The sequence below is a fragment of the Nonomuraea sp. NPDC005692 genome (assembly GCF_040631115.1).
Classification (GTDB): domain Bacteria; phylum Actinomycetota; class Actinomycetes; order Streptosporangiales; family Streptosporangiaceae; genus Nonomuraea.
Genome location: NZ_JBEXYU010000019.1, coordinates 125,544 through 151,789, shown reverse-complemented (window position 1 = coordinate 151,789; position 26,246 = coordinate 125,544). Strand labels below are relative to the sequence as shown.

The window sequence follows — 26,246 nt, the reverse complement described above, 5'->3', positions numbered from 1 at the left end:
TCACCTGTGACTAATGACATGAAGACCAAGGGCAACGGACTGGTGTTGCTGGCGGTGCTCGGCGGGATGTTCCTGGCGATGCTCGACCAGACGATCGTCGGCACCGCGTTGCCCCGCATCACCGGCGAGCTGGGCGGCACCCGGCTCTACACCTGGGTGGTCACGGCCTACCTGCTCACCTCCACCGTGACCGTGCCGCTGTACGGCCGGCTCTCCGACCAGCACGGCAGGAAGCCGCTGCTGCTCGTCGGGATGTCGGTGTTCGTCGTCGGATCGGCGTTGTGCGGGCTCGCCCAGGACATGACCCAGCTCATCGCCTTCCGCGCCGTGCAGGGGCTGGGCGCGGGCGCGTTGTTGCCGCTGTCGCTGGCCCTGGTGATGGAGATGTTCCCGCCCGGACGCAACGGCGCCCGCGTGCAGGGCGCACTCGGCGGCGTGATGGCGTTGACGTACCTGGCCGGGCCCTTCCTGGGCGGGTTGTTCACCGACCACGCGAGCTGGCGGTGGGCCTTCTACGTGAACGTGCCGCTCGGGATCGTGCTGATCGCGATCGTGGTGCTGCGGCTGCCGTTCCGTCCGGGCACCGGCGGCGGGGGCCGGCCGGACTACGCGGGCATCGCGGTGTTCAGCGTGGCCATCAGCGCCCTGCTGCTCGGCCTGACCGAGAAGGGCCTGGACGGCAACTCCTGGACGTCCCCGCCCGTGGCCGGGCCGGTCCTGCTGGCGCTGGTCCTGCTGGTCGTGTTCGTGCTGGTCGAGCTGCGGGCGGCGAACCCGATCATGCCGATGCACCTGTTCCGGGACCGTACGTACACGCTGGTCAACGCGACCTCGTTCTTCACCGCCTTCTGCATGTACGCCGGGGTGGTGTTCCTGCCGCGCTACTTCCAGCAGGCGCTGGGCGTCAGCGCCACCGAGTCCGGGCTGAGGATCTACCCGATGACGCTGGCCATGGTGGCGGGCAGCGCTCTCATGGGCACGCTGATGTCCAGGACGCGCACGTACAAGCCGTGGCTGGTCGGGGCGCCGTTCCTGCTGGTGGCCGGCAGCCTGCTCTGCCTGAACCTCACCGTGCGCACCGACGGCCTGCTGCTGGCCGGGTGGATGGCGCTGCTCGGGCTCGGCATGGGGCCGATGTTGTCGGGGCTGACCGTGGCCGTGCAGCAGGCCGTCGAGCCGCGGTACATCGGCACGGCCTCGGCCAACCTCACCTTCTTCCGGCAGATCGGCGGCTCGGTGGCGCTGGCGCTGGCCGGCACCGCGTACACGTCGGTCATCACCACGGACGCGCCCGTGCACGGGCTCGCGGCCGCGCACGCCTCGGCGGCGGCCGTGGTCATCCCGTCGCTGGGCGTGGTGGGCGCGGTGATCGCCCTGGTCGCGCTGGTGATGATGCCCGGCAGGCGGCTGGAGCGGGCGCCCGCCGCGGAAAGCAGAGTGGAGGCCGGTTTCGCGTCGTAAGCGACGTCGTGCGAAGCTGTGGATGTCCCCAGAACCAGGAGGTCCTCATGGCGGAAACACCGGAGCCGGAAGTCAGCGAGACTCCCGAGGACGAGATGAAGCGCAAGTTCCGCGAGGCGTTGGAACGCAAGCGCGGGCAGCAGGCCGACTCGGCCGCGGGTGGCAGGGGCGTGGACCCGTCGAAGATCCACGGGGCGCACGGTCCGGCAGCGAGTAAAAGATCCTTCAGGCGCAAGAGCGGCGGCTGAAAGGCCCGATTTCGCAGGGGGTACGGCATGCCGTGCCCCCTTTCTCTTTACCTCGATAGGTAGATCTTTACCCGGTTCATGACGATTCGTTTGTATTTGTCCGAATCTCTGGGTACCGTCTTAACCAATTACCAGCTGGTGGCGTAGTCCCTACCAGGAGAGGGACGACAGCTGGCGCCGAATCCCGACATGTCGGGAACCGGGGACCCATCTCATTGGGGTGAATCCGGCCATGTGCCGGTAGGGCATCTCCACGCCCGAACCCGTCAGCTAACCCGGTAGGCGAGATGGAGAGGACTTCACGCATGTACCACCTCGTCGTACCCCCGGACAGTGTAGTGACGACCGCCTGCTGAGCGGTCTCTTCCCTGACTTCCCCCACGCGCCGCGTAACCACCTTTTCGGCGCTCTGCCCGGTTACGCACCGTAGTCACGCGCGTTCCCCCTGTCCCCTCGCGAAGGACTTCACTGCTTCATGTCTCGATTTGGCCTGCGCTCTCTCGCTCTGCTGTCCGTGTCCGCCCTGGGCGCGCTGACGATCTCCGCCACCGGCGCCCACGCCGACACCGGCGACGACCAGAAGATCCTGCTCAAGGGTTCCACCAAGGCCTCCTACTTCTGGGACGACTCCTCCGGCCGCGCCGGCGACACCGGTCTCCCGGCCAGCGGCAAGCCCATGCAGAAGGGCCTGGCCGCCAGCCCGAGCTGGCCCCTCATGACCGAGGGTTACGTGACCTTCAACGGCAAGAAGATGCCGTTCTTCGTGGGCGACCGCGGCCCCGGCGAGCCCTCCAACCGTGGCGTCATGCTCGACCTCGACGCCAAGACCTTCGCCGAGCTGACCGGCGGCACGTTCAACCCCGACACGCTCGGCGTGGACGGCAACGGCGGCCGCGGCCACATCAAGATCGACTACGTCATCACCAAGTGGGGCGAGGGCAAGGGCAAGAAGAACTACCCCGTGGCCTTCTCCAGCGGCGCGTGGGGCAGGTACGACGCCAACCCGGCCGAGCCCCCCAAGGTGCTGGCCGAAAAGCCCGCCGACGACGCGGCCGGTTCCGCCGGCGGCCAGGTCGGCAAGACCGTCGCGATGGGCGGCACCGTCATGGCCGGCGTGCTGGTGCTGGCCGGCGGCGGCGTGGTGCTCGGCGGCGAGCGCCTGCGCAAGCTGCTCAACGACTGATCTCCGAACAAACCGCTCTTTACGCCTCGCGACCAGAATGACATTCTGGTCGCTGTGATCCAGCGCGCAGCCGCCAACGGCATCGAGATCGCCTACGAGAGCTTCGGCTCACCCGCGGGCCGGCCCCTGCTGCTCATCATGGGACTCGGCGCCCAGCTCATCCACTGGGACGACGAGTTCTGTGAACTCCTGGCCGAGCAGGGCCACCACGTCGTCAGGTTCGACAACCGCGACGCGGGCCTGTCCACCCATCTCCACGACGAGGGCGTCCCCGCATGGGGTGCGCCCTCGCCGTACGTGCTGGACGACCTGGCCGACGACAGCGCCGGGCTCATGGACGTCCTGGGCCTGCCCGCCGCGCACGTCGTCGGCGCCTCGATGGGCGGGATGATCGCCCAGGCGCTGGCCATCCGGCACCCCGCCCGCGTGCTGAGCCTGACCTCGATCATGTCCACGCCCGGTCCGCAGGCGGCCCCGCCGACCGAGGCGGCCGCCGCGGTGCTCTTCGCCAAGCCCGCGACCGACCGCGAGACGGTCGTCGCCGGCGCGCTGACGACCTGGGCCGTGCTCGGGTCCCCCGGCTGGGAGCTGGACCGCGAACGCGTCACCAGACTGGCCGGGCTGGCCTTCGACCGCTGCCACGACCCGGCCGGCACGGCCCGCCAGCTCGCCGCCATCATGGCCTCCGGCGACCGCACGTCCGCGCTGGGCGGGCTGAAGGTGCCCGCGCTGGTCATCCACGGCGAGGACGACCAGCTCGTGCCGCTCGCCGGCGGACGGGCCACGGCCGCCGCCATCCCGGACGCCCGCCTGGTCACCTACCCCGGCATGGGCCACGACCTGCCCCGCCCCCTCTGGCCCGCGATCGTCGCCGAGATCGCCGCCCACACCGGCTCCGCGGCGCCCGCACGGCCGGAGCCCGCCGCGTAGCCGCCCGCGGAGCCCCGCGGAGCCGTGGCCGGTCAGAGCTCCAGCTTCTCCTCGATGACCTTGAGCATGTGCCGGGCCAGGGCCAGGTTGGCCCGGTTGCGGTCGAGGGCGAGGTAGAGGAACAGGCCCTTGCCGCTGCGGCCGGTCAGCGGGCGGATGATGTGGTACTGGGCGGTCAGCGTGATCAGGATGTCCTCGATGCCGTCCTTGAGGCCCAGCGAGTCCATCGTGCGCAGCTTGGCCTTGATGACCTCGGTGTTGCCCGCCGCCGCGACCTGCAGGTCCAGCTCCTTCGAGCCGCCGAGCGTGCCGAGCGCCATGCCGCTGCCGTGGTCGACGATCGCCGCCCCGATCGTGCCGTCGATACTCATCATCTCCTTGAGGGAGACGTCCATGCCTGCCATGCTTTCCTCCGCTTCGGTGGGGATGGTCAGTGTTTGCGTGCCACGGCGGCCACGGAGGCCGCCGTCTTCCTGCCCTCCAGCCGGAGGAGCCCGACGTTGGCGCCGGGTCCCGCCAGGACCGTGAGGACGATCGTGGGGCCCGCGGCGTAGAAGGCCACGAACCCTGCGGTGCCGGACACGAGGGTCTCCTCGAACGTCCCGCGGCCCGCCATGGTCAGCATCCGGCCGCTCATCGCGAGCAGCGCCGCCGACAGTGCCGCCACCTGCTCGCCGGTGTCTCCTTGCAGGTCGCAGGCGATCCGCAGGCCGTCGACGGTGCAGGCGACGCTGCCGGTGACGTCCGGCGTGCGGCCGCGCAGGAGCTCCATCTCCGCCAGGACCTCTTGCCGTAGCTCCACGGGTGGCCTCCTCCTGCGTCGTGAGGGGAACCTCACGGCATCTCCTCCAGGGCCTTCTTCAGCCGCAGCAGCAGCGTCAGATCGGTCGGGTCCCCCGTCGGCACCGGCCCGGCGGCCGGCCCCGCCCGCCCGGTGCCGGCGGGCACGGCCACCGATCCCGGCACCCGCCTGGGCAGCGCCTCCCCGTCCTCAGGACGGCGTTGCGCGGGCCGTACCGGGTCCGGCGGGACCAGGAGACCGGCGGCGGCCAGCCTTCTGACGGCCAGCAGCACCGCGTAGCCCGACCGGCCCAGGTGCCGGGCCAGCTCCAGCGGGGTCGCCTTGTGGTCGGCCCGTACGACGACCTCCCACTGCACCTGGCTGAGCGCCACCCCGTGCCCCGGAAGGCGCGGGACCGGCCGCACGGGCTGGGTGTCCACCTCGGACGAGGGCCAGATGCCGGCCAGCTGCTCCCGGCGGCGGGCGCACTCGCGCACCAGCTCCTGGACGTCGAAGAACCACTGCCCGCCCAGCCAGTGCTCCTCCCCGGGCCGGAACTTCGGCCGCACGCCGGTCACCGGCAGCAGGAAGAAGGCGGCGTCCTGGACCACGCCGAGCACGGCGTACTGGAGCTCGGCCAGGGTGACCGGGCCCTCCTGGAGCAGCCGGGCGCGGCCGCCGTCGGCCTGGAGTGCGCGCAGGGCCGACTCGGGCACCCGCCCCCTGGCCGCGAACAGCCGCTCGACGCCCGGCGTCTGGGCGCACTCCATGTACGTCACGCGCCCTTCGGACAGGTAGATCGTGCCGTTCCTGCCCAGGCGGAGCGCCCCCGTCGCGCGTTCGCGGGCGAGTCCGGCGAGGAGTGAGTCGAGCGCGGCCATGGCTCAGGTGGTCAGCAGGTCGGAGATGGCCCGCAGGCGGTAACGGGCCAGGGCCAGGTTCGACCGTTCCGGGTCGAGGCGGACGTATATGACCAGCGGGCCCTCGAAGACCGTCTCCAGCAGCCGGAGCAGGTGGTGCCCCCGGTCGGTGGTGACGAGCATGTCGTCGATGCGCACGATCTCGCCGGGACACGTCCGGGTCAGCCCGTCGGTGGTGGCGCGCAACGCCTCGGTCAGCGCCGCGGCGGACCTGTCGGCGTCCACGCCGGACGCGCTGCTGAAGGCGACCGCCATGCCGCTCGTGCCGTCGACCAGCATGGCGTCGAGCGCGCCCGGTATCGACATGACCTCCGCCAGGCAGGTGTCCACTCCCAGCACCGCGAGCCTCCCTCCGTCGTGGGACGGGGAAAGCGTAGGGGGCCACAAGAGATCAGAAGGGAGGCGATTTACCGAGGGATACGTTTTTATACGGCTAGGACGAAGAAAAGCATCACTCGTGCGGAAATATGATCAATTCACGAGATTTTTTCACGATGGCGGAGAATTTCGTGCACGTTCTCCTCGGCCCACCGGGCGACCACCGAGATCGGCGCGTGCAGCGAGCGGCCGAGGTCGGTCAGCGCGTACTCCACCCGCGGCGGCACCTCGGCGAAGACCTCGCGGGTGATCAGCCCGTCCAGCTCCATGGCCCGCAGCGTCTGCGTGAGCACCTTCGGCGTCACCCCGCCGATCCGCCCCCGGAGCACGGTGAAGCGCATCGGCCCGTCGCTGAGGCTGAGCAGCACCAGCACCGACCACTTGTCGCCGATCCGGTCGAGAACCAGCCTGGTCGGGCAGTTCGGGTCGAAGGCATCGCCGGTATCCATAAGGTACTTATAGCACGATGAAGTAACCAGTATCCATTGGATACTGTGCTTCTCATGAAGATCCTCGTGTTCGGCGCGACCGGAATGATCGGTCAGCGCATCGTCACCGAACTCACCGGCCGCGGCCACGACGTCACCGGTGTCAGCCGCCGCGGTCCCGTCAAGGGCGACGTCCACGACGCCGCCACGCTCGCCGAGGGCTACGACGCCGTCGTCTGCGCCATCGCCCCGCCGCGTGACGGCACCGAGCCCGAGCCGCCGTTCCTGGCCGCCAACCGCGCCCTCATCGACGGCCTGCGCACCGCCGGGGTGAGCCGGGTGCTGGTCGTGGGCGGCGCGGGCAGCCTCAAGGCCGGCCCGGACGTCGACCTGGTCGACACGCCCGGCTTCCCGGAGATCTACAAGAAGGAGGCCAAGGCCGCGCGGGCCGCGCTCGGCCTCTACCGGGAGGTGACCGACCTGGACTGGACCTACGTCTCGCCGGCCGCCGAGATCGCGCCCGGCGAGCGTACCGGCGTCTACCGGATCGGCCGCGACGACCTGCTCAGCGACGCCGACGGCCGCAGCTTCATCACCGCCGAGGACTACGCGGTGGCGATCGTCGACGAGCTGGAGGAGCACGCCCACCCGCGCACCCGCATCACGGTCGCCTACTGATCGTCCTCGTCCGGGTCGTCGGGCAGCAGCGCCTTCTCGTCGGGCTTGTGCACCAGCACGTTGTCCACGTACGACTTCACCGCCGTGGCCAGCCCGACGTCGCCGCCCGCCGCCTCCGACAGGTACCAGCGGTGGTCGAGCAGCTCGTGGAAGAGCTGCGCGGGCTCCAGCTTGCCGCGCAGCTCCGCGGGGATGTCGTCGACCGTCGGGTGGAACACCTCGGCGAGCCAGCGGTGGGCGACGATGGCCTCGTCCTCGTGCCGCAGGCCCTTGGCGACCCGGTAGCCGTCCAGGTCGTTGAGCAGCCGCCGCGCCTGGTTCTCCTCCACGTCGAGCCCGGTCAGCCTGATCAGCCGGCGCTGGTGGTGGCCCGCGTCCACCACCTTCGGCCGGACGATCAGGCGGCCGGTGCCGACCTTGCGCCGCACCATCATCTCGGCGACGTCGAAGCCGAGCAGGTTCAGGCGGCGGATGCGCTGCTCCACGCGGTGCCAGTCGACCTCGTCGATGATCTCGCTGTCGGTGATCTCGGCCCACAGGCGGTGGTAGCGGGTGACGATGTCCTCGGCGGTCTCCATGGGGTCGATCGACGGGTGCAGCAGCCCGCCGGCCTCCAGGTCGAGCATCTCGCCGAAGATGTTGGTGTGGGCGACGTCGATGTCGGTCAGCCGCTGGCCCTCGCTGATCATCGGATGCATCTCGCCGGTCTCGGCGTCCACCAGGTAGGCCGCGAAGGCGCCGGCGTCCCTGCGGAAGAGCGTGTTGGACAACGAGCAGTCGCCCCAGTAGAAGCCGTTCAGGTGCAGGCGCACCAGCAGCACGGCGAGCGCGTCGAGCAGGCGGGTGAGCGTGTCGGGGCGCAGGGTGCCGGACATCACGGCGCGGTAGGGGAGCGAGAACTGCAGGTGCCGGGTGATCAGCGCGGCGTCCAGGCCCTCGTCGCGGCCGGTCACGTACGCCACCGGCTCGACGGCCGGGGCGTCGAGCCTGGCCAGGTCCCACAGGAGCTGGTACTCGCGCCTGGCGTACCGCTCGCTGATCTCCTTGATCGCGTAGACCTTGCCGGAGAGCCGGGCGAACCGCACCACGTGGCGGGAGATGCCGCGCGGCAGATCGACCAGATGATGCTTGGGCCAGTCGGCCAGCGGGACGTCCCAGGGGAGCCGGATGAGGTCGGGGTCGCCTAGCGCGCCAGTGATCTGCAGGGGCATGAACGTCAGGATATGGTGCGTAGGTGGACGAGTTTCTCAACTGGTACTTTTCCGACCGTCCCGTCGTCGCCAGCCAATTGGGAGCCGACGGCTACGACCACACCCTCGGCGATTTCACCGCCTCCGCCTGGGAGAACAGAGCCCGGGAAGAGGTCCGCTGGATCGAACGCCTCTCCGACGCCCCGGCCGACTCGCTCGACGACGCCATCGACAGAGACCTGGTCCTGTCCCAGCTGAGGGGCTCGGTCGCGCTCGAGTCCTGGCCCGAGTGGCGGCGCAACCCCGGCCTCTACCTCTCGGCCGTCTTCGGGTCGCTGTTCAACGCCTTCCAGCAGCGGCTCAAGCCGGAGGCCGAACTGGTCGCCGCCGCCGTCTCCCGCCTGGCCGAGGTGCCCGGCGTGCTGGCCGCCTGCCAGGCCAACCTGGACCCCGACCTCGCCGCGCCGCTGCTGGTCACGCGCGGGCTCAACCAGGCCCGTACGGGCCGCAACTTCCTCACCCGCACGCTCCCCGCGATGGTCGGCGACGAGGCGCTGCGCACCCGGCTGGCCGAGGCCGCCGGACCCGCCGCCGACGCGTTCGACGCGCTGGTGTCCTTCCTCGAAGGCTTCCAGTGCGGCGGCACCTGGCGGATGGGGGAGAAGCTCTACTCCACCCTGCTGCGCGAGCGCGAGATGCTCACGTACGGCGCCGCCGAGCTGCACCAGAAGGGCAGGGCCGCCTGGGCCGACCTGGACGCCCGGATGCGCCGGGTCGCCCTCGGCATGAACGGCACCGAGGACTGGCGGACCGCGATGGAGTCCCTCATGGACGACCACCCGCCGACCCTGGCGGACATGCGGGCCGAGTACGAGGCCGAGACGCGGCGGGCCCGCGAGTTCGTCCGCGAGCGCGGGCTGGTCACCTTCCCCGAGGGGGAGCAGTGCGAGGTCCTGCCGTCGGCCGAGTACGCCCGCCCGGTGCTGTACGTCGCCCACTACCTGGCGCCGCCGCCGCTCAGCAGCTCGCGCACGGGCATCTTCTTCGTCCCTTACACCCCGGACGACTTCACCGAGGAGCAGGTACGCCAGCGCCTGCGGACCAACGCGCGCGCCCAGATGCCCTCGATCGCCGTGCACGAGGCATATCCCGGGCACCACTGGCACCTGTCGTACATGGCGGACAACCCGCGTACGGTCCGCAAGGTCTTCAGGACGCCGTACTTCACCGAGGGCTGGGCCCTGTACGTCGAGAAGGTGCTGCACGAGCAGGGCTACTTCGACACCCCCGCCACCGAGCTGGCCCACCTGGACTTCCGCCTCTTCCGCGCCGCCCGGATCATCGTGGACACGGCGTTGCACTGCGAGGACATGTCGATCGAGGAGGCCGAGACGTTCATGGCCACCAAGGCGTCGCTGTCGCCCGGCACCGCCCGGGGCGAGGTGAACCGCTACTGCGCCTGGCCGACGCAGGCGCCGTCGTACCTGACGGGGGCCATCGAGATCGACCGCATCCGGGAGTCGTTCACCGGGTCGCTGCGTGAGTTCCACGACCGGATCGCCGGCTCGGGCGGCCTGCCGCTGGGCCTGGCAGAACAGGCCGCGCTGGCCTGACCGGCCCGATCGCGCTCCCCGGGTCAGCTCGGGCGGCGCGGGAACGCCGGAGGGTTGGCCGCGCGGTCCACGACGGCGGCGAGCTGGTCGTCGGTCAGGACCGTCGGCCTGCCCACGGCCAGCCCGCGCACGTAGACCTCGCACAGCCACTCCAGCAGGCGGGTGGCCTCGAACGCCTGCTCCAGCGTCGCCCCGATGGTCACCCCGCCGTGGTTGGCCATCAGGGCGGCCTGCTTGCCCGCCAGCGCCGCCCGCACGTTGGCGGCCAGCTCCGGCGTGCCGTAGGTGGCGTACTCGGCCACCTTGACCACGCCGCCCAGCAGCAGCGCGTTGTAGTGGACCGGCGGCAGCTCGGTCATCGTCGTGGCCACGACCGTCCCGAACACCGAATGCGTGTGCACGATCGCCTGAGTGCCCGTCGCCTGGTAGACGGCCAGGTGCATGGGGGTCTCCGACGACGGCTGCAGCTCGCCCTCGACCAGGTGACCCGCCAGGTCGACGATCGGGCACGCCTCCGGGGTCAGCCGGTCGAGCGCCACGCCGGACGGGGTGACCGCCACCTGGTCACCCCGGCGCACGCTCAGATTGCCCGAGGTGCCGATGACCAGGCCCAGCTCGGCGGCGCGCCTGCCGTACTCGCACAACTGCTCGCGGAGGCTCATGGGTCGGCACAGTAGTCGGTCGTCCGAAATACTTCCAGCGCTCCCTTGGTCACAGGCGGTCGAGCGCCTGGAGCATGAGCCGTTCGAGGTCGACGCGGGTGAGCCGGCCCGGGTAGAGGAGCAGGTGCAGGCTGAGGCCGTCGACCAGGGCGAGCAGGTGTTCGGCGAGGTCGTCGAGGCTGCCGTCCGCGCGCACCTCGCCGGCCGCGCGGGCCTGCCCCAGCAGCTCCCGTACGGCGGCGCGCAGCTCGTCGGCCTCGGCGCGCTGGACCTCCGCCAGCCGGTCCGAGGCCAGGCTGCGGCTCCAGAAGCTGACCTCCAGCCGGCTCTCCTGGGTGCGCTCGGCGTCCAGCGGCAGGTTGTCCAGCAGCAGCTCGCGCAGGGCGGCCAGGCCCGTGACGCCCTCGACCTTGCGCATCAGCCGCTCCCTGATGCGCTGGTGCGACTGGCTCAGCGCCGACAGCAGGATCTCGTCCTTGTCGGCGAAGTAGTGCGCGAGCACGCCGTTGGAGTAGCCGGCCTCCTTGGCGATGGCCCTGGTGGTGGCGGCGTCGATGCCGTCCCTGACGATCACCCTGCGGGCCGCCGACAGGACCTCGGCCCTGCGCTCATCGTGATCGACGATCTTCGGCATCGGGATCCCCCTCTTCTCGCGGCGACTCCCACCATATTGACTTTTTATTCGGACGTCTGTCTATTTAGTCCATGACCGTCGCCACGGTCGGCGTGCACATCGTCGACATCCTCGCCAGGCCCGTCGAGCAGATCCCCGAGGGCCAGGACACCGTACTCGTCGAGCAGATCCGCCTCACCGCCGCCGGCGCCGCCGCCGGAACGGCCGTGGACCTGGTCAAACTCGGCAACGACGTGATCACCATGGGCGCGATCGGGGACGACGAGCTCGGCGACTTCCTGGTGGCCGTCCTCGCCAAGCGCGGCGTGGACGCCTCCCGCCTGGTCCGCCGGGCCGGCGAGCAGACCGCCGCCTCGATCCTGCCCATCCGCCCCGACGGCGGCCGGCCCAGCTTCCACGTGCCCGGCGCCAACCTCGGCGTCACCCTCGCCGACCTGGACCCCGACGTGCTGCGCCGCGCCCGGGCCATCCACCTGGGCGGTATGGACGTCACCTTCGGCCTGGGCGACCCCGCCTTCTTCGCCCTCCTCGACGAGGTGCGCGCGGCCGGCACGATCGTCACGATGGACCTGCTGTCGGAGCTGCCCGACCTGCTGGCGATGGCCCGCGCGTTCCTGCCCCACGTGGACTACGTGCTGCCCAACGAGTCGCAGGCCCTGCTCATGACCGGCGACCCCGACGTGGCCACCGCCGCCGCGACCCTGCTCGCCGACGGCCCCAAGGGCGTGCTCGTCACCCTCGGCGCGGCCGGCAGCCTCGTGCTGACCTCCGGCGGGCCCGAGCGGGTGCCGGCGCTGGAGACGGACGTCGCCGACACGACCGGGTGCGGCGACGCGTACTGCGCCGGTTTCCTGACCGGCCTGCTGCACGGCCGCGACGTCGTCGAGGCCGCGCGCTGGGGCACCGCCGCGGCGGCCCGCGTGGCCACCGGGCTCGGCTCCGACGCCGGCCTCACCGACCTCGAATCCACCCTAAGGACTCTCGCATGACTGACGCCGAACTCCGCGAGCGCGCGCTGAAGGTCGTCCCCGGCGGCATGTACGGGCACCTCAACGCGGCCATCTTCGCTCCCGGCTACCCCCAGTTCTTCCAGCGCGGCGAGGGCTGCCGCCAATGGGACGTGGACGGCCGCGAGTACATCGACCTTATGTGCAGCTGGGGACCGGTCGTGCTCGGGCACCGGCACCCGCGCGTGGAGGAGGCCGCCGCCCGGCAGCTCGCGCTCGGCGACTGCCTCAACGGCCCGGGACCGGTCATGGTGGAGCTGGCCGAGTTGCTGGTCGACACCGTGCCGAGTGCCGACTGGGCGATGTTCTCCAAGAACGGCACCGACGCCACCACCCAGGCGCTCATGGTTGCCCGCGCCGCCACCGGGCGCACGAAGGTGCTGATGGCGCACGGCGCGTACCACGGCGCCGACCCCTGGTGCACGCCCTCCACCGCCGGCACCACCCCGAACGAGCGCGCCGACCTGGTCGAGTTCACCTACAACTCGCTGGAGTCCCTGGAGGCCGCCGCCGCCACCGTCGAGGGCGACGTCGCGGCGATCATCTGTACCCCCTTCAAGCACGACTCCTTCGAGGACCAGGAGCTGGTCGAGCCCGCCTTCGCGCGCGGCGCCCGCGCCCTGGCCGACCGCCTCGGGGCGGCCCTGGTGATCGACGACGTGCGGGCCGGGTTCCGGATCGACCTGCGGGGGTCGTGGGAGCCGTACGGGGTGCGTCCCGACCTGACCGCCTGGTCCAAGGCCATGGCCAACGGCTACCCGATCGCCGCCGTCACCGGCACCGACGCCCTGCGCGGCGCCGCCCAGACCCTCTACACGACCGGCTCCTTCTGGTTCTCGGCCGTGGCGATGGCCGCCGCCAAGGCCACCATCGAGACCCTGCGCGACACGGACGGCATCGGCGCCATGGAACGCGCCGGCACCCAGCTCAGGGAGGGCCTGTACGCCCAGGCCAAGTCCCACGGCTTCGTCGTGAACCAGACCGGCCCGGTGACCATCCCGTGGCTCAGCTTCGACGGCGACGCCGACCTGTCCACGGCGCTGTACTGGAGCGACGCCTGCCTGCGGCACGGGGTGTACCTGCACCCGTGGCACAACTGGTTCATGTCGGCGGCACTGACGGAGGCGGACGTGGCCCGCGCCCTGGAGGCCACCGACCAGGCCTTCACCGAAACCCGCACCCACTTCGCCTGACCCCTCACCCGACCGACGCCCGCGGTTGCCCCACCCGTTCCCTGGCCACCGGGTGGGCCCGCGGGATCCCATCCGGCCGGCTCCTTGGAACGTGTGGTTGGCCCGCCCGTTGGTCGGTTGCCGGGTGCGTGCATTGCTCCCCGGCCCGGAACGGCGTCATCGCATCTCCAGCGGGCCCGTTCGCTTGTCCGCTGACCGACCTGGACGAACGAGGCCGCAATCCCCTCCAGAGTCCATGGTCACGCTACGCGCTCGCCGTGTGACAATAAGTGTCATGCCGTCCCCCCGACATGACGCCCTCAGGCAGATGTTCGCCGACCGCCCCCAACTGGCGGTGGAGATCCTTCGCGACCTCATGGGCGTACAACTGCCTTCTACTCCGCTGGTGCGGCAGGAGGACCGGTTGTTCAACACCCGGCCCTCCGACGACATCGAACCGGATCTCGGCATCGTGCTCGGTCCGCCACAGAGCCCGGCACACGCCGTCATCGTGGAGATCCAACAGGACAAGTCCAAAGATCCCCGGCAACTGGCTCGGTACGCCGCCGCGCAATGGCTGATGCTCCGCTGCGACGTGACGGTCCTGGTGGTGTGCCCCGATCGAGCCGCCGCCGCCTACTACTCCCAGCCGATCGACTCCGGGCTGACCGGCTACCGCCTGCAGGCGCACGTGCTCGGCCCGGGTGACGTGCCGGCCATCACCGACCCACGGGAGGCCGCCGCCCACCTGGAACTCGCGGTGATGTCCGTCATGATCCACGGACGCGAGCGCAAGGTGCTGGAGGCGTTTGCGGCGGCTCTGACGGTGACCACCCTCGATCACGCTCCGAAGTATTATGAATACGCACACGGCATGTCCGTGCCTGAGATCGGGCGCATCTTGGAGGAAATCATGAGGTCCAACGATTGGCCGATCTACAGCCCCTTCGCCCACGAGCACTACGGCCGAGGCCGTGCAGAAGCCGCTCCCGAAACCGGGCGGGAATTCGTGCTGTATGCGCTGGAAGCGCGTGGGGTCGAGGTTCCCGAGGATGTTCGCGCGCGGATCAACACCTGTACTGACGTCGACCTGCTCAAGCGCTGGGCTCTGCGTGCGAGCAGCGTCCAGTCCGCACGTGACGTGTTCGAGGACTCGGACGGGTAACGCGGTTGGCGGCGAGGTCTCCGGTGGGCGTGGTCGTCGAGGATTCGGCGACCACGCTGCTGGTCAGCGGTTCTTGCGGTTCGGGCGTTCACGGAAGAGATCATGATGTCTACCGATTGGCCGGTCTACAGCCCCTTCGCCCGTCAGCACTTCGGCCGAGGTCGTGCGGAAGGGCTCGAAGAGGGCCGTGCGCAAGGGCTCGAAGAGGGCCGTGCGGAAGCCGCAGCCGAAACCGGGCGGGAATTCGTGCTGTATGCGCTGGAAGCGCGTGGGGTCGAGGTTCCCGAGGATGTTCGCGCGCGGATCAACACCTGCACCGACGTCGACCTGCTCAAGCGCTGGGCTCTGCGTGCGAGCAGCGTCCAGTCCGCACGTGACGTGTTCGACGACTCGGATGGGCAGCGCTCTTAGAAGTCCTATCAAAATGATCTGGTCTGTTGTCGGCTCCTGCACCATCTCGTGGGAAGGGCCACCGAGTGGCGGCACACCGTCCACTGATCTAACGTGGCTGACTGTGGTCAGGGCCTGGTGGGTACTCGGCGTCATCATGGTGATGAGCGGCGTCGCCCTCGGCTTCTTCTTCCCAAACCCATGGGGCTGGGACGGTCACAGTTCGCTGACGTGTGGAAGCGCCTTCCTCGGAGATGGCTATCAACCGAGTAACCCCGATTGCCCCACTCGTCGGCTGCTATCAGGGAGCGTTGCAGCGCTTCTCATCACCGCAGGCGCGATCCTGTCCTGGACGAACTACCGAGCACGGCGCCGGGCGGTGAGGTCCGGCCTCTAGAGTTCCCTGACAGGAAGGTCAGCGGGCAAGGCGTCGCCAGCATGATCGCGGCGCACAACTCGTCGGCCACGATCCACGGTGGATGTTCGCCCTTCCTCACGCGGTGATCAACCTGAAGGCGATCACCCCTATTCCTAGATCCTTTTGTTAGGACGTCTTAGCGCCGGGTGCCTCAGGTTCTGATCGATGCATCTGCTGGTTCAACAGCAGGTCTCTGACTGCTGGCCGGCATGAAGCGGGTGGCCGAGCGTGGGATCGAGGGGCCTGAGGACGTCCGTGCGCGGATCGATGTCTGCACCGAGGTCGACCACCTCGTGGCCTGGACCGTCCGCGCGAACGCCGGACCATCTCTCCAGCAGGTCTTGTCCTGACGGACCGGGATCACGGCTGGGCGACGGGCGGCGGCGTGATCCTGTAGAGCCCGTTGCGGGAACCGGAGGCTGGGGCAGCCAGGACGAGGGCGGTCGCCGGGAACAGCGGGGACGGCAGCCCGTCGTACGGGAACCACCGCCATGAGCGGAAGACGTGCGGCTCGGTCACCGCCGGAGCGTCGGCGCCCAGGAGCATGGTGACCGCCGCCGTCACCCGCACCGCTCCCTCCGGGTGGTCCAGGGCCACGCCGGTGACGACCGGCGGCCCGGCGTCGCGGATGCCGGTCTCCTCGGCCAGCTCGCGGACGGCCGCCGCCTCGAAGGTCTCGCCGGGCTCCACCGCCCCGCCGGGCAGGCACCACGACAAGGGCTCGCCCGCCTTCACCCGCTCGCCGAGCAGCACGCGCCCGTCCGGATCCGTGAGCAGCACACCGACGCCTACGATGCGATTCACCGTCAAAACCGACTCCTCCCGCCAAGAGCTGTAATGCTGCCAAAAATCCGGACATGGGGTGAGTGTTGTTGACGCTCACGTGAGGAGACCGGATGGGAGCCGATCCCGAGAGCCGGTTCGAGGAGATCTATGCACTCTCCTACAGACCCCTGCTCGGCTACGCGCTGCGCCGCTGCCCCGACCCCGACGACGCGGCCGACGTCGTGGCCGAGACGTTCATGATCGCGTGGCGGCGCATCGAGGAGGTGCCGAGCGGGGAGGAGGCCCGGCTCTGGCTGTACGGCGTGGCCAGGAAGGTGCTGGCCAACCACCGGCGCGGTGAGCGCCGCCACGAGCGGCGCACCGAGGCGCTACGCGCGGAACTGGCCGCCGCACCCATGGTCGCCGGGCCGTCCGTCGAGGACCTGTCGCCGCTGGCCCGGGCGTTCGGGATGCTCTCCGGCGACGACCGCGAGCTGCTCACCCTGGTCGCCTGGGAGAAGCTGGACACCGGCCAGATCGCCACCACCCTCGGCATCACCCGCAACGCCGTACGGGTCCGCCTGTACCGGGCGCGCCGGCGCTTCGCCCGCCGCCTGGCCGAGGCCGGGGTCGAGCACACACAGGCCGTCGCCCTCGAAGGGAGCCCGTTGTGAACATCCCCGATCCCGCGAGAGAACGCGACAGGGAGCCCGTTGTGAACGCCGCCGATCCCGCGCGCAGGCGCCGGAAGGAGCTCGTTGTGAACATCGCCGATCTCGCCCGGGTGCGTGACGAGGAACTGGCGGGGGTGCCCGCCGGGCAGGCGTCCGGCGCGGGGGCGCGGGCGCTCATGGAGTCGATCACGTCCGAGCCGATCACCGCCGAGGAGCGCGGGCCTGTCGCGCGCCCGCGCCGCAGGGCGCCGCGCAAGGTGTTCCTGCTGGGGGCGGTGGCGGCCGGGCTGGCCGCCGTGCTCGCCGTCACGCTGCCGATCTTCGGCCCGGTCACCGAGTACGCCAACGCCGCCGTCACCGTCAAGACCGGCGACGACTTCATCGACGTCGTCATCACCGACCCTGAGGCGGAGGCGGCGGCCTACACCGAGGCGTTCAGGGCCGTCGGCCTGGACGCCACGGTCAAGAAGATCCCGGTCGCGCCCGAGTACGCGGGCATGCTGTTCGGCCCCGCCACCCCCGGGAACTTCCCGCCGGGGACCGGCGTGACGGTTCGCAGCGTCGAGAACTGCGCGTCGGTCTGGTGCGGCACGATCTCCATGCCGACCGGGTACAAGGGCAAGGTCATCGTCGGGATCGGCCGCCCTGCCGAGCCCGGCGAGCGGTATGCCGCGATGGCGCCGAGCACGGTGGGTCTGGCCGCCGACGGTGTGGCCGGCGTCAAGGTCGTGGGCAAGCCCGTCTCGCACGCCAGGGCCGAGCTGTCGCGACGCGGCCTGAAGATCGAGTACGTGGTGATGTGGTCGAACCCCGACGGCAGCGGCAGCGGTTACGACGTGGCCGCGGAGCACGTCAAGGACGACTGGATCGTCGACAGCGCGATCAAGGTCGCCTCGGACACGGTCAGGGTGGACGCCGTGGCTCCCGCCGACGTCCCCAAGGACTCCCTGCCGCGGGCCGACCGGCCACAGGAAAGCTGGACCCGTCCCTGAGCCCGCGAACCCCGGCACCGGCCCGGGTGGCGTCCAGCGCCCGACACCGCCGGTACCGGCGCAGGTCCCCATCATGATCGCGATGCGTCTCCGGAGTGCACCTGGCCGATCGTCCGCTCAACAGGAGCTCCACAGGGTCTCAACATCGGCCTGGCTACCTTCGCGGTGTCCAGTACGACGAGCACCAAGGAGAACCCGATGCGAACGCTCAACACGATGGTCCTCGGTGCGGCGGTCGCCGCCGCGGCTCTGACCGCGGGCGCCCCCGCGCAGGCCTCCGTCCAGACCGGCGCCCAGACCTCCCTCGCCACCGTCACCACGGCCGCCGCGAGGGCCGGCTCGACGACGATGTCCTGCCGTGAGGTGCGTGTGTACCGTCCGGAGATGCGCAAGGGACACGTGGCCGCGACGGGCTGGGCGATAGGCTGCTCCAGCAACCAGCGCGTCAAGATCATGCTTCAGCGCAAGCGCTGGTGGGGCTGGCAGAACATCTCCAGCGCCTCCTGGTACGGCGCCGGCAAGAAGACCTTGTACAAGGGCTGCAAGCGAGGGGACACCTTCACCTACCGCCTGCAGGGCCAGGTCAGCTACTACGCGGGAAGCAAGTACGTCGTCCACAACGGCTGGAGCCCCACGATGCGCGCGAAGTGCCCGTGACGCCCGCCACCTTGTGGGGTGACCATCCAGCACTCCAGTGACGCTTGGAGATCTTGAGGCGTCGGGGTCGCATGGAGACGGCCATCGCATGATCATTCGGAGTTGGTGAAGACAGCCGAAGATCACGCGGTGGCCGCGAGCCACGGCACAGACCCTGACGGCTGGATGGTCATCCTCAACGGGCCGGCCTTCTACCGCTGCCCCGCGCCTGCCCGGCGCGATGTGTCACTGGAGTGCTAGGCGCCTTCGAGGGGTGCCGGGGTCTCCCGGTCCGTCCGGGCCGAGGATTCCGCGGCGGCCCAGGTGAAAATCCCCTTCGCCATCAATGACTGTTCACCGGCCGCCCGCGCGGCGAAAACCTGGGCTCTGACCCGATGCACACCCGCATCGTCAGGAGCGGCCAGCGCGGCCATTTCCGCGAGATGTCCGGCGAGCCGCTCGTCGCCCTCGGAAAGGGCTTTGAGCGCCGCGTCGGCGAGCGCGTGCGGCCCGCCCGCGAGTTCCGCCACGGATTTGGCCAGCACCGCTTCCGGGGCCGGTTTGAGATTGGCCGGATTGCCGTCGTACCAGCCGCCGTAAAGGCGCCAGAGATTGCGTACGACGAATTCCGGCTCGTCATAACGGGCCCGCAGATAGGGCCGGTCGGAATGGCGCTCGGCAGGTTTCACCGCATGCACGATCTCGTCGAGCCTGGCGCCCGCGTTGAGCAGGTCGAGGGTCTGCGTGATGATCGACTCCAGCCATTCGGCCGTCTCCAGCAGCGCCTGCCGCACGCGCTCGGCGCCGAAGACGGGCGCGCCATGGCTGGGCAGCATGATCTCGGCGTCGAGGGCCGCCATCCGGCGCAGCGCGTGCACCCATTCGCGCGGGTAGCGCTGCACCTTCTGGGGGTTGCCGCAGTTGGGGGTCACCCAGATGAACAGGTCGCCGGGCAGCAGCAGCCGGTGCTCGCGCACGTAGCCGATGGTGGCGTCGTCGGTCTCGCCCTTGGCGTGCAGCAGGTCGAAGGTCAGCCCGCCGCGCCGTACGGTCAGCGCGTCGGTGTAGGTGACGTCGGGCCGCCGGTAGTCGGCGGGCCAGCGCAGGCGGGTGTTCTGGAACTGCCGCTGGTTGATCACCGTGTTGTAACCATTTGTCAGCAGGTAGCGGTCGAACCGATCGACCACCGCCTGATGGGCGTAAACCGTGGCCCGAGGGCCCGACTCCTCGAACGGTCCCGTGCCGAAGACGTGGTCGATGTGCCCGTGGGAGTAGAACGCGGTGGTCAGCGGCGCCCTGGACCAGCGGCGGACGTCCTCGTGCAGGCGGCCGGCGGCCCACGGCCCGCCGGTGTCGAAGAGCAGCAGCTCGCCCTCGGTCTCGAAGGCGATCGCGTTGCCGAACCCCGCCCACCAGCCCACACCTTCCGTCACGGTCTGGACGCCCTTGCCCTCCATGCCGGTGTCCACGATGCTGTCGTCAGACTCGCCGCGCCACACCCGGTCCGCGTACTCGATAATCATGTGACCCACCCTGCTTCTAGAACGGCATTCTAGGCAAGGGATCACGGCAAGGTCACGTCTCGATTGCGCCCCCTTGACGCGTGTCGGCGGGCGTTCGTACGTTCGGGCAAACGTTTAGGAAACTTTCCTAACTGAATCCTCTTCGGGAGCCCCCCATGACCCACCCGGGCGAGATCACTCGGCGTCAGCTGCTCCGCCGCATCGGCCTGACCGCGCTCGTGGCCGGGCCCGGCGCGAGCCTGCTGAGCGCCTGCGCGACCAGCGGTGGCGGCGACCAGCCCTCGGCGGCGCCCGCCACGACGATCGCGGCGTCGGCGGACCCCAAGAATCCCTTCGGCGTCGACGTCAAGAAGCCGCTCGAAGTGGTCATCTTCAGCGGCGGCTACGGCGACTCCTACGCCAAGGACCTGCACGAAGAGCTGTACAAGAAGGCCCACGCCGGCGTCACGGTCAAGCACACCGCCACCCAGCAGATCGGCACCCAGCTCCGGCCGCGCATCGTCGGCAACGACATGCCCGACGTGATCAACAACTCCGGCCCCGAGGCGCTCGACCTGGCCGCGCTGGCCACCGAGGGCCACCTGGCCGACCTGACCCCGCTCTACGACGCGCCCTCCTTCGACGACCCGTCCAAGAAGGTCCGCGACACGATCACGCCCCTCGTGCTGCAGAACGGCAAGCTCGACGGCAAGGACCTGGTGCTCAACTACACCGTCTCCCACCGGGCGCTGTGGTACAACGCCAAGCTGTTCGCCTCCAAGGGCTGGAGCGTGCCGAAGACGTGGGCCGAGTTCACCGCGCTCGGCGAGGCGGCCAAGAAGGAAGGCATCGCGCTCTTCGCCTATCCCGGCAAGAAGGGCCCGTACTACCAGCTCTGGAACGTCCTCTACACGGCCGCCAAGATCGGCGGCAACCAGGTCATCATCGACATCGACAACCTCGTCGACAACGCCTGGAAGAGCGAGGCGGTCAAGCAGGCGGTCACCGCCTGGCTGGACATCCAGCAGAAGTACGGCGACAAGGCGTACCTGGGCCTCGACCACACCCAGACCCAGGTCAAGCAGCTCCAGAACAAGGTGCTGTTCTACCCGTGCGGCTCCTGGCTCGAGAACGAGATGACCAAGGACATCCCGCTCGACTTCGAGTACGCCCTGGCCCCCATCCCCGACGTCACCGCCTCCGACAAGATGCCGTACGGCGCGATCCAGGTCGGCGTGGGCGAGAACTTCGTCGTCGCGGCGAAGGGCAAGAACCCGCGGGGCGGCCTGGAGTACCTGCGGATCATGTTGTCGAAGGAGGGCGCGGCGGGCTTCACCAAGAAGACCAACAACCTCACGGTGGTGACCGGCGCCGCCGACAGCTCCGAGTTCCCGCCCGGCCTGGTCAGCGCCGCCAAGGCGCAGGAGGCGGCCGGCGAGAGCATCATCACCGACGCCCGGTTCGAGGGCTGGTACAAGGAGCTGTTCGACTACGGCTGGGAGCAGACCAACGTCCTGATGGCCGGGCGCATCACCCCCGACGAGTTCTGCGAGCGCATGCAGAAGAAGGCCGACGACGTCAAGAAGGACGACTCCGTCACCAAGCAGACGCGGAGCGCCTGAGCACATGGAGCGGTTGCGCAAGTACGGATTCGTCATCGGGTTCCTGGCCGTCCCGGTCGCGCTTTACACGGTCTTCGTGATCAGCCCATATGTGCAGGCTTTCCAGCTCTCGCTGACGAGCTGGAACGGCGTCAGCTCGGTCGTCCGATACGTGGGGCTGGACAATTTCGGCCGGTTGTTCGAGGACGACAATTTCTGGCAGGCCCTGCGCAATCACGGAATTCTCCTGCTGGTGCTGCCGCTCCTGACGATCGTCATCGCGTTGTTCCTGTCGTTCCTGCTGAATCTCGGCGGCGGCACCCGCGGCGCGGGAATGCGCGGGGTGTGGGGGTCGAATTTCTACCGGGTGGTGTTCTTCTTCCCCCAGGTTCTCGCCGTGGCCGTGGTCGGCGTGCTGTTCCAGGCCATCTACCGTCCCGACGAGGACGGTGTGATCAACGGCACGCTGGCCAGGCTCGGGCTGTCCGAGCCGATCGGCTGGCTCACCGAGCCGGGCCTCGCGCTCTGGTCGATCATCGCGGTGATGGTCTGGCAGGCGGTCGGCTTCTACGTGGTGCTCTTCTCCGCGGGCATGGCCGCCATCCCCAAGGACTACTTCGAGGCCGCCTCGATCGACGGGGCCGGCCGCGTGCGGCTGTTCTTCTCCATCACGCTGCCGCTGCTGCGCGACACCCTCCAGGTCGGCTGGATCTACCTGGGGATCGCCGCCTTCGACGGCTTCGCGCTGATCCAGGTGCTGGCGGGCGACCGGGGCGAGCCCGACGGCGCCACCACCATCCTGCCCATCACCATCTACAAGACCGCCTTCGACTACCACAAGGTCGGCTACGCCTCGGCGATGGGCGTGGTGCTGTTCTTCCTGACCGTGACGTTCGCCGTGCTGACGCTCCGCACGACCAGGCGTGAAAGGGTTGAGCTCTGATGGCTTCGCGTGGAGCGGGCAGGCCGCGGCCCGGCGTGCTGAGCGGGCTCTCCCATGTCGCCCTGGCCGTCTGGGCCCTGCTGATCGTCCTGCCGCTGTTGTGGACGTTCCTGGCCTCGTTCAAGAGCAACACCGAGATCTTCGGCGACCCGCTCCAGCTCCCCGGGGCGCTGCGGCTGGACGCCTGGGGCCGGGCCTGGGACAAGGCGCACGTCGGGCAGTACATGCTCAACACGGTCATCGTCGTGTTCTTCGGCACGGCGGGCACGATGTTGTTCGGCTCGATGGCGGCGTACGTGCTGGCTCGCTACAAGTTCCTCGGCGGCAAGCTGATCTACTACTACTTCGTCGCCGGGCTCGCCTTCCCCATCTTCCTGGCGCTCGGGCCGCTGTTCTTCGTCGTCAAGCAGTTCGGGCTGCTCGACTCGCACATCGGCCTGATCATCGTCTACATCGCGTACTCGCTGCCGTTCACGATCTTCTTCCTGGCCGCGTTCTTCCGCACCCTGCCCGAGGCGGTCGCCGAGGCGGCGCTGATCGACGGCGCCTCGCACACCAGGACGTTCTTCCAGATCATGGTGCCGATGGCCAAGCCCGGCCTGGTCAGCATCACGATCTTCAACGTCCTGGGGCAGTGGAACCAGTACCTGCTGCCCCTGGCGCTCATGGGCGGCGCCCCGGACAAGTGGCCGCTCACGCTCGGCATCGCCAAGATCTCCACCAGGGCCGGCTACGAGGCGGACTGGCCGGGCCTGTTCGCCGCCCTGAGCATGACGATCCTGCCGGTGATGGTCGTCTACATCATCTTCCAGCGGCAGATCCAGTCCGGGCTCAGCTCGGGGGCGCTGAAGTGAGTTTCGCCGAACACGGCGTGTAGCCGTACGGCTACTCATTAGAGTGAGGGACCTTTCGTCAGCAGACCCGGAGGGTCCCTCATGCGCGTGCCCGCACTCCTGCTCGTCCTGTTCACGGCCGCCGCCTGCGCCGGGCCGCCGGCGCCGCTGCAGGAGGTCACCAAGCCGAGCCCGCCGGGCGTGCCGGAGCTGAGCGGCGGCGGTGAGTTCACCTCCGGCGACACCGCGGCGATCGCCTACGACCGCCGCCTGGCCCCCGAGGGCGCGCAGGCCAGCCTCACGGCCGAGTCCACCGGCGGCGCGACCCGCACCTCGCTGGTCGTGGAGGGCTTCCTGCCCCGCCATCACTACGGCGCCCACCTGCACACCGCGCCCTGCGGCGCCGACCCTGACGACGCGGGCGGCCACTACCAGCACAACCCCGGCCACGCCGACCCGGCCAGCGAGATCTGGCTCGACGTCACCACCGACGGGTCGGGCGCGGGTCGTTCGACGGCCCGCCATCCCTGGAGCCTCGACCCCGCCGCCCTGCCGAAGTCGCTGGTCATCCATGCCAAGGCCACGAAGAAGAGCGGCCCCCACGCGGGCGAGGCGGGCCCTCGGGTGGCCTGCCTGACGCTGCACTAGCCGAAAGGCGTGCATAATTACACAATTACATATTGTGGAGGTCCCGCGTTGACTAGCCGCCAGTGGCAGCCGCCCCGTTTACGGTTGTTCGAGCAGGTGCACCGCCGGGCCACCTGGCTGGAGCTACTCTACGACCTCGTCTTCGTCGTCGCGGTCGCCGAGCTGGCCGACGTGCTGGCCGGCGGGGCCGACGCCGGTCGCGTCCTCACCTATGTCGGCCTGTTCGTGCCGGTCTGGTGGTCCTGGGCGGGTTACGTCTTCTACGCCAACCGGTTCGACACCGACGACGTCAGCCACCGCCTGCTCGCGCTGCCGCAGATCCTCGCGGTGGCCACGATGGCGGCCAGCGTCAGCGACATCCAGGAACGCTCGGCCCTGTTCGCGATCTCCTACGTCGCGGCCCGGGTCCTGCTGGTCGTCGCCTACCTCAGAGCCGGCCGGCACGTCCCGGAGGCCAGGCCGCTCACCGTGCGGTACGCGGCCGGGTTCACCGTCGCCGCGGTCATCTGGCTGGCCTCCCTCGCCGTCGATCCGCCGCAGCGGTACGCGTTGTGGGCCGTGGCGCTGGTGATCGACCTGGCCACCCCGCTGCTCAGCCGCGGCCACCAGAGCCGGCTCCCGCCGCAGAGCGAGCACCTGCCGGAGCGGTTCGGGCTGTTCGTCGTGATCGTGCTCGGCGAGGTGGTCGCCGCCGTGGTCACCGGGCTCAAGGGGCACGAGGTCACCCCGTCCGTGCTGCTGGTCGCGCTGGCCGGGGTGGCCATCGCGATGGCCTTCTGGTGGTTGTACTTCGACCACGTCGACGAGTCCGTCGTGCTGCGCACCAAGCTGGCCGGGCAGGTGTGGGTGTACTCGCACCTGCCGCTGTCGATGGGCCTGGTGGCGTTCGGCATCGGGATCGAGCACGCGATCATGCACCCGTCGGGGGCGAGCTGGGCCGTCGGGGTGCCGGCCGCCCTGGTCTTCGCCGTGCTCGGCCTTCAGCACCTGTGCTCGGCCGACCGCCGGGCGGGGACCGTCCGGCTGGCCGCCGCCGTGCTCGCCCTCGCGACCTCCGCGCTGCCCGTCGCGGCGGCGCTCCCGCTCCTGCTGTTGTACGGCGCCGCGCAGGTGGGCCACGACCTGCTGCGCCCCTCCCCGGAAGGCACATCGTGACCCAGGAAGTGTTCGACCGCCAGCTCGCCGCCATCGCCGACGGGGACCTGGCGGCGCTGCTCGCCCAGTACCACGACGAGGCGGTGGTCGTCCGGTTCGACCGGGTGGCCAGGGGCGCCGCCGAGATCCGCGAGCTGTTCACCGCCTACCTGGCGGCCGGGCCGCGGGTGGAGGAGATCACGTCGCTGCGCATCGAGGACGACGTGATCTTCTACAACGCGGTCATGGCCGTGGGCGGGAACCGGGTCACCACGTTCGGGACGCTGGTCGTCAGGGACGGCAGGATCTGGCGCCAGACCGCCGCCGCCCTGCCGCTCACCTGATCGCCGCCGCCATCGGCTGCCAGGGCGCGGCGTCGAAGATCAACATGATGGTCCGGATCCTCCCGTCCGGGCCGAGCCTGAAGTGCTCGGCCGTGCGCTGCGTGCCGGCCGGTGTGGCGGTGTGCAGGTCGTAGACGAGGGTCGCCTCCGACTCGCCGTACAGCTCGCTGATCAGGTCGACGCCGGTCACCACGCTCACCAGGGCCTCGATGCCGGCCAGGTGACCGGCGGCGTCGGCGGAGGAGACGAACGGGCTCCTGAAGGAGAAGCCCTCGCCGATCAACGCCGCCGCGGCCGGCACGTCGCCGCGGAGCCTGGCCTCGTGGTAGGCCCTGACCACCTCGCGGGTGCCCGTCATCGCCCCTCCAGGTGCGCCGAGAGCCGCTGCTGGTTGTCGGCCAGCCGCAGGCACAGGTGCCGCAGCGCGGTCAGGTCCGCGGCCGAGAAGCCCTGGAACATGGCACGCATCGCCATCCGGGACGGCGTGCGGAACGCCTCGATCCACGCCCGGCCCTCGTCGGTGATCACGGCCAGCACCGAGCGCCGGTCGCGGCTGTCCTGGACCCGTCGCGCCAGGCCGTCGCGCTCCAGGGTGTCCACCAGGCCGGTGACGTTGCGCGAGCTGACCCCGGCGGCCTGGGCCAGGTCGCCGATGCTGATGCCGTCGCCGGCGCCCGCCGCGCCGAGGCGTAGCAGGACGTCCATCGCGCCCGAGCTGAGCCCGCGGCCCTCGCTGCCGTGCGCGCGCATGCGCTCGACCGCCTGGTACGCCGTCCGCACGGCGGCGGCCGCCTCGAAGGGCGCGGTGTCGCCGCCGCCGACGAACTCGCTCATGGCCGCCCTGGCCCGCGGGTCGAAGAGGGAGCCGTCCGGCTCCTGGCCAAATTTATGTACGTCCTTCACAATGAATGTCTAC

The 26,246-nt window shown here is 70.0% G+C and carries 30 protein-coding genes, 1 pseudogene and 1 riboswitch; of the genes and pseudogenes, 19 read left to right on the top strand and 12 right to left on the bottom strand.

All coding sequences use genetic code 11. The features are described from left to right. The first annotated feature begins 6 nt into the window (after nt 1-6). The 4 genes and pseudogenes from ABZ459_RS32455 to ABZ459_RS32440 all read left to right on the top strand — a co-directional run bounded on the left by ABZ459_RS32455 (nt 7) and on the right by ABZ459_RS32440 (nt 3,822). Nucleotides 7-1,461: an MDR family MFS transporter gene (locus ABZ459_RS32455; protein ID WP_357978550.1), complete on the top strand. Its 1,455-nt coding sequence runs from the start codon at nt 7-9 to the stop codon at nt 1,459-1,461. A gap of 47 nt (nt 1,462-1,508) precedes the next feature. After that, nucleotides 1,509-1,709: a DUF5302 domain-containing protein gene (locus tag ABZ459_RS32450; RefSeq protein WP_352323331.1), complete on the top strand. Its 201-nt coding sequence runs from the start codon at nt 1,509-1,511 to the stop codon at nt 1,707-1,709. A 165-nt stretch (nt 1,710-1,874) separates the two neighbouring features. After that, nucleotides 1,875-2,009, top strand: a riboswitch (cyclic di-AMP (ydaO/yuaA leader). A 283-nt stretch (nt 2,010-2,292) separates the two neighbouring features. Next, nucleotides 2,293-2,661, top strand: a pseudogene (locus tag ABZ459_RS32445) (hypothetical protein); the annotation flags it as partial. A 285-nt stretch (nt 2,662-2,946) separates the two neighbouring features. Next, nucleotides 2,947-3,822, top strand: a complete 876-nt coding sequence (locus tag ABZ459_RS32440) for an alpha/beta hydrolase (protein WP_357978547.1) — start codon at nt 2,947-2,949, stop codon at nt 3,820-3,822. Nucleotides 3,823-3,854: 32 nt separating this feature from the next. Here the strand turns inward: ABZ459_RS32440 and ABZ459_RS32435 are convergent, their stop codons facing one another. From ABZ459_RS32435 to ABZ459_RS32415, 5 genes are all read right to left on the bottom strand, one after another. Continuing rightward, entirely contained in the window at nt 3,855-4,226 is a 372-nt protein-coding gene (locus ABZ459_RS32435) for a hypothetical protein (RefSeq protein WP_352352019.1), read from the bottom strand. A 26-nt stretch (nt 4,227-4,252) separates the two neighbouring features. Continuing rightward, nucleotides 4,253-4,624 carry a roadblock/LC7 domain-containing protein gene (locus ABZ459_RS32430; RefSeq protein ID WP_352323334.1) on the bottom strand — a complete coding sequence of 124 codons (372 nt, stop codon included), beginning with the start codon at nt 4,622-4,624 and terminating at the stop codon, nt 4,253-4,255. Nucleotides 4,625-4,656: 32 nt separating this feature from the next. Beyond that, on the bottom strand, nt 4,657-5,484 hold the full coding sequence (locus tag ABZ459_RS32425) for a DUF4388 domain-containing protein (protein WP_357978543.1): 828 nt from the start codon (nt 5,482-5,484) through the stop codon (nt 4,657-4,659). Between the two features lie 3 nt (nt 5,485-5,487). Continuing rightward, entirely contained in the window at nt 5,488-5,862 is a 375-nt protein-coding gene (locus ABZ459_RS32420; RefSeq protein WP_352352017.1) for a roadblock/LC7 domain-containing protein, read from the bottom strand. 137 nt (nt 5,863-5,999) lie between these two features. Continuing rightward, nucleotides 6,000-6,350: a helix-turn-helix domain-containing protein gene (locus ABZ459_RS32415; protein ID WP_357978540.1), complete on the bottom strand. Its 351-nt coding sequence runs from the start codon at nt 6,348-6,350 to the stop codon at nt 6,000-6,002. Nucleotides 6,351-6,404: 54 nt separating this feature from the next. Here ABZ459_RS32415 and ABZ459_RS32410 point away from each other — a divergent pair, with 54 nt between their 5' ends. Next, on the top strand, nt 6,405-7,007 hold the full coding sequence (locus ABZ459_RS32410) for an NAD(P)H-binding protein (protein WP_357978537.1): 603 nt from the start codon (nt 6,405-6,407) through the stop codon (nt 7,005-7,007). Here the strand turns inward: ABZ459_RS32410 and ABZ459_RS32405 are convergent. Beyond that, on the bottom strand, nt 7,001-8,218 hold the full coding sequence (locus ABZ459_RS32405; protein ID WP_357978534.1) for a DUF4032 domain-containing protein: 1,218 nt from the start codon (nt 8,216-8,218) through the stop codon (nt 7,001-7,003). The genes ABZ459_RS32410 and ABZ459_RS32405 overlap by 7 nt on opposite strands. 23 nt (nt 8,219-8,241) lie before the next feature. On the opposite strand from ABZ459_RS32405, the gene ABZ459_RS32400 reads away from it, so the two are divergent. Continuing rightward, on the top strand, nt 8,242-9,810 hold the full coding sequence (locus ABZ459_RS32400; RefSeq protein ID WP_357978531.1) for a DUF885 domain-containing protein: 1,569 nt from the start codon (nt 8,242-8,244) through the stop codon (nt 9,808-9,810). A gap of 23 nt (nt 9,811-9,833) precedes the next feature. Here the strand turns inward: ABZ459_RS32400 and ABZ459_RS32395 are convergent, their stop codons facing one another. Next, nucleotides 9,834-10,472 carry a class II aldolase/adducin family protein gene (locus tag ABZ459_RS32395; protein WP_357978528.1) on the bottom strand — a complete coding sequence of 213 codons (639 nt, stop codon included), beginning with the start codon at nt 10,470-10,472 and terminating at the stop codon, nt 9,834-9,836. A 49-nt stretch (nt 10,473-10,521) separates the two neighbouring features. Continuing rightward, on the bottom strand, nt 10,522-11,106 hold the full coding sequence (locus ABZ459_RS32390) for a TetR/AcrR family transcriptional regulator (protein ID WP_357978525.1): 585 nt from the start codon (nt 11,104-11,106) through the stop codon (nt 10,522-10,524). 71 nt (nt 11,107-11,177) lie between these two features. On the opposite strand from ABZ459_RS32390, the gene ABZ459_RS32385 reads away from it, so the two are divergent. From ABZ459_RS32385 to ABZ459_RS32370, 4 genes are all read left to right on the top strand, one after another. After that, the gene (locus ABZ459_RS32385; RefSeq protein WP_357978522.1) at nt 11,178-12,095 is read left to right on the top strand and encodes a carbohydrate kinase family protein; all 918 of its coding nucleotides are present in this window, start codon (nt 11,178-11,180) and stop codon (nt 12,093-12,095) included. Further along, entirely contained in the window at nt 12,092-13,306 is a 1,215-nt protein-coding gene (locus ABZ459_RS32380) for an aminotransferase class III-fold pyridoxal phosphate-dependent enzyme (protein WP_357978519.1), read from the top strand. Before ABZ459_RS32385 ends, ABZ459_RS32380 begins: the two co-directional genes overlap by 4 nt. A 307-nt stretch (nt 13,307-13,613) precedes the next feature. After that, a complete protein-coding gene (locus ABZ459_RS32375) occupies nt 13,614-14,450 on the top strand; it encodes a hypothetical protein (RefSeq protein WP_357978516.1) in 837 nt (278 codons plus the stop codon). A gap of 102 nt (nt 14,451-14,552) precedes the next feature. Then, the gene (locus ABZ459_RS32370; RefSeq protein WP_357978513.1) at nt 14,553-14,861 is read left to right on the top strand and encodes a hypothetical protein; all 309 of its coding nucleotides are present in this window, start codon (nt 14,553-14,555) and stop codon (nt 14,859-14,861) included. 757 nt (nt 14,862-15,618) lie between these two features. Here the strand turns inward: ABZ459_RS32370 and ABZ459_RS32365 are convergent. Beyond that, nucleotides 15,619-16,062: an NUDIX domain-containing protein gene (locus ABZ459_RS32365; RefSeq protein WP_357978510.1), complete on the bottom strand. Its 444-nt coding sequence runs from the start codon at nt 16,060-16,062 to the stop codon at nt 15,619-15,621. A gap of 92 nt (nt 16,063-16,154) precedes the next feature. Between ABZ459_RS32365 and ABZ459_RS32360 the strand changes: the two genes are divergently transcribed. The 3 genes from ABZ459_RS32360 to ABZ459_RS32350 all read left to right on the top strand — a co-directional run bounded on the left by ABZ459_RS32360 (nt 16,155) and on the right by ABZ459_RS32350 (nt 18,346). Next, nucleotides 16,155-16,697, top strand: a complete 543-nt coding sequence (locus tag ABZ459_RS32360) for an RNA polymerase sigma factor (protein WP_357978507.1) — start codon at nt 16,155-16,157, stop codon at nt 16,695-16,697. 86 nt (nt 16,698-16,783) lie between these two features. Continuing rightward, nucleotides 16,784-17,689, top strand: coding sequence for a hypothetical protein (locus ABZ459_RS32355; protein ID WP_357978504.1), 906 nt, complete (start codon nt 16,784-16,786; stop codon nt 17,687-17,689). Between the two features lie 198 nt (nt 17,690-17,887). Continuing rightward, entirely contained in the window at nt 17,888-18,346 is a 459-nt protein-coding gene (locus ABZ459_RS32350; protein ID WP_357978501.1) for a hypothetical protein, read from the top strand. A 236-nt stretch (nt 18,347-18,582) separates the two neighbouring features. Here the strand turns inward: ABZ459_RS32350 and ABZ459_RS32345 are convergent, their stop codons facing one another. Then, the gene (locus ABZ459_RS32345; protein WP_357978498.1) at nt 18,583-19,848 is read right to left on the bottom strand and encodes an alkyl sulfatase dimerization domain-containing protein; all 1,266 of its coding nucleotides are present in this window, start codon (nt 19,846-19,848) and stop codon (nt 18,583-18,585) included. Nucleotides 19,849-20,003: 155 nt separating this feature from the next. Between ABZ459_RS32345 and ngcE the strand changes: the two genes are divergently transcribed. The 6 genes from ngcE (at nt 20,004) to ABZ459_RS32315 (ending at nt 25,330) form a co-directional block, all read left to right on the top strand. Next, nucleotides 20,004-21,449 (top strand): N-acetylglucosamine/diacetylchitobiose ABC transporter substrate-binding protein, encoded by a 1,446-nt coding sequence (gene ngcE / locus ABZ459_RS32340; RefSeq protein ID WP_357978495.1) that lies wholly within the window; start codon nt 20,004-20,006, stop codon nt 21,447-21,449. Between the two features lie 4 nt (nt 21,450-21,453). Then, nucleotides 21,454-22,371, top strand: a complete 918-nt coding sequence (locus ABZ459_RS32335; RefSeq protein ID WP_352326100.1) for a sugar ABC transporter permease — start codon at nt 21,454-21,456, stop codon at nt 22,369-22,371. Continuing rightward, on the top strand, nt 22,371-23,225 hold the full coding sequence (locus tag ABZ459_RS32330) for a carbohydrate ABC transporter permease (protein WP_357978492.1): 855 nt from the start codon (nt 22,371-22,373) through the stop codon (nt 23,223-23,225). Before ABZ459_RS32335 ends, ABZ459_RS32330 begins: the two co-directional genes overlap by 1 nt. Nucleotides 23,226-23,306: 81 nt before the next feature. Further along, nucleotides 23,307-23,852: a superoxide dismutase family protein gene (locus tag ABZ459_RS32325; RefSeq protein ID WP_357978490.1), complete on the top strand. Its 546-nt coding sequence runs from the start codon at nt 23,307-23,309 to the stop codon at nt 23,850-23,852. A 48-nt stretch (nt 23,853-23,900) separates the two neighbouring features. Next, nucleotides 23,901-25,007, top strand: a complete 1,107-nt coding sequence (locus ABZ459_RS32320) for a low temperature requirement protein A (RefSeq protein ID WP_357978487.1) — start codon at nt 23,901-23,903, stop codon at nt 25,005-25,007. After that, a complete protein-coding gene (locus tag ABZ459_RS32315) occupies nt 25,004-25,330 on the top strand; it encodes a nuclear transport factor 2 family protein (protein WP_357978484.1) in 327 nt (108 codons plus the stop codon). Before ABZ459_RS32320 ends, ABZ459_RS32315 begins: the two co-directional genes overlap by 4 nt. Here ABZ459_RS32315 and ABZ459_RS32310 read toward each other — a convergent pair. Together ABZ459_RS32310 and ABZ459_RS32305 are read right to left on the bottom strand one after the other, a co-directional pair. Further along, the gene (locus ABZ459_RS32310; RefSeq protein ID WP_357978481.1) at nt 25,323-25,688 is read right to left on the bottom strand and encodes a hypothetical protein; all 366 of its coding nucleotides are present in this window, start codon (nt 25,686-25,688) and stop codon (nt 25,323-25,325) included. The two genes, ABZ459_RS32315 and ABZ459_RS32310, sit on opposite strands and share 8 nt — an antisense overlap. Then, nucleotides 25,685-26,233, bottom strand: a complete 549-nt coding sequence (locus ABZ459_RS32305) for a MarR family transcriptional regulator (RefSeq protein ID WP_357978478.1) — start codon at nt 26,231-26,233, stop codon at nt 25,685-25,687. The genes ABZ459_RS32310 and ABZ459_RS32305 overlap by 4 nt, the downstream gene beginning before the upstream one ends. Between the last annotated feature and the right edge of the window lie 13 nt (nt 26,234-26,246).

Coding starts and splice junctions, on each gene's coding strand:
- ABZ459_RS32450 (WP_352323331.1), top strand. CDS start 1,509: ATGGCGGAAACACCGGAGCCGGAAGTCAGCGAGACTCCCGAGGACGAG.
- ABZ459_RS32435 (WP_352352019.1), bottom strand. CDS start 4,226: ATGGCAGGCATGGACGTCTCCCTCAAGGAGATGATGAGTATCGACGGC.
- ABZ459_RS32425 (WP_357978543.1), bottom strand. CDS start 5,484: ATGGCCGCGCTCGACTCACTCCTCGCCGGACTCGCCCGCGAACGCGCG.
- ABZ459_RS32415 (WP_357978540.1), bottom strand. CDS start 6,350: ATGGATACCGGCGATGCCTTCGACCCGAACTGCCCGACCAGGCTGGTT.
- ABZ459_RS32410 (WP_357978537.1), top strand. CDS start 6,405: ATGAAGATCCTCGTGTTCGGCGCGACCGGAATGATCGGTCAGCGCATC.
- ABZ459_RS32405 (WP_357978534.1), bottom strand. CDS start 8,218: ATGCCCCTGCAGATCACTGGCGCGCTAGGCGACCCCGACCTCATCCGG.
- ABZ459_RS32395 (WP_357978528.1), bottom strand. CDS start 10,472: ATGAGCCTCCGCGAGCAGTTGTGCGAGTACGGCAGGCGCGCCGCCGAG.
- ABZ459_RS32390 (WP_357978525.1), bottom strand. CDS start 11,106: ATGCCGAAGATCGTCGATCACGATGAGCGCAGGGCCGAGGTCCTGTCG.
- ABZ459_RS32385 (WP_357978522.1), top strand. CDS start 11,178: ATGACCGTCGCCACGGTCGGCGTGCACATCGTCGACATCCTCGCCAGG.
- ABZ459_RS32380 (WP_357978519.1), top strand. CDS start 12,092: ATGACTGACGCCGAACTCCGCGAGCGCGCGCTGAAGGTCGTCCCCGGC.
- ABZ459_RS32375 (WP_357978516.1), top strand. CDS start 13,614: ATGTTCGCCGACCGCCCCCAACTGGCGGTGGAGATCCTTCGCGACCTC.
- ABZ459_RS32370 (WP_357978513.1), top strand. CDS start 14,553: ATGATGTCTACCGATTGGCCGGTCTACAGCCCCTTCGCCCGTCAGCAC.
- ABZ459_RS32360 (WP_357978507.1), top strand. CDS start 16,155: ATGGGAGCCGATCCCGAGAGCCGGTTCGAGGAGATCTATGCACTCTCC.
- ABZ459_RS32350 (WP_357978501.1), top strand. CDS start 17,888: ATGCGAACGCTCAACACGATGGTCCTCGGTGCGGCGGTCGCCGCCGCG.
- ABZ459_RS32345 (WP_357978498.1), bottom strand. CDS start 19,848: ATGATTATCGAGTACGCGGACCGGGTGTGGCGCGGCGAGTCTGACGAC.
- ngcE (WP_357978495.1), top strand. CDS start 20,004: ATGACCCACCCGGGCGAGATCACTCGGCGTCAGCTGCTCCGCCGCATC.
- ABZ459_RS32335 (WP_352326100.1), top strand. CDS start 21,454: ATGGAGCGGTTGCGCAAGTACGGATTCGTCATCGGGTTCCTGGCCGTC.
- ABZ459_RS32330 (WP_357978492.1), top strand. CDS start 22,371: ATGGCTTCGCGTGGAGCGGGCAGGCCGCGGCCCGGCGTGCTGAGCGGG.
- ABZ459_RS32325 (WP_357978490.1), top strand. CDS start 23,307: ATGCGCGTGCCCGCACTCCTGCTCGTCCTGTTCACGGCCGCCGCCTGC.
- ABZ459_RS32310 (WP_357978481.1), bottom strand. CDS start 25,688: ATGACGGGCACCCGCGAGGTGGTCAGGGCCTACCACGAGGCCAGGCTC.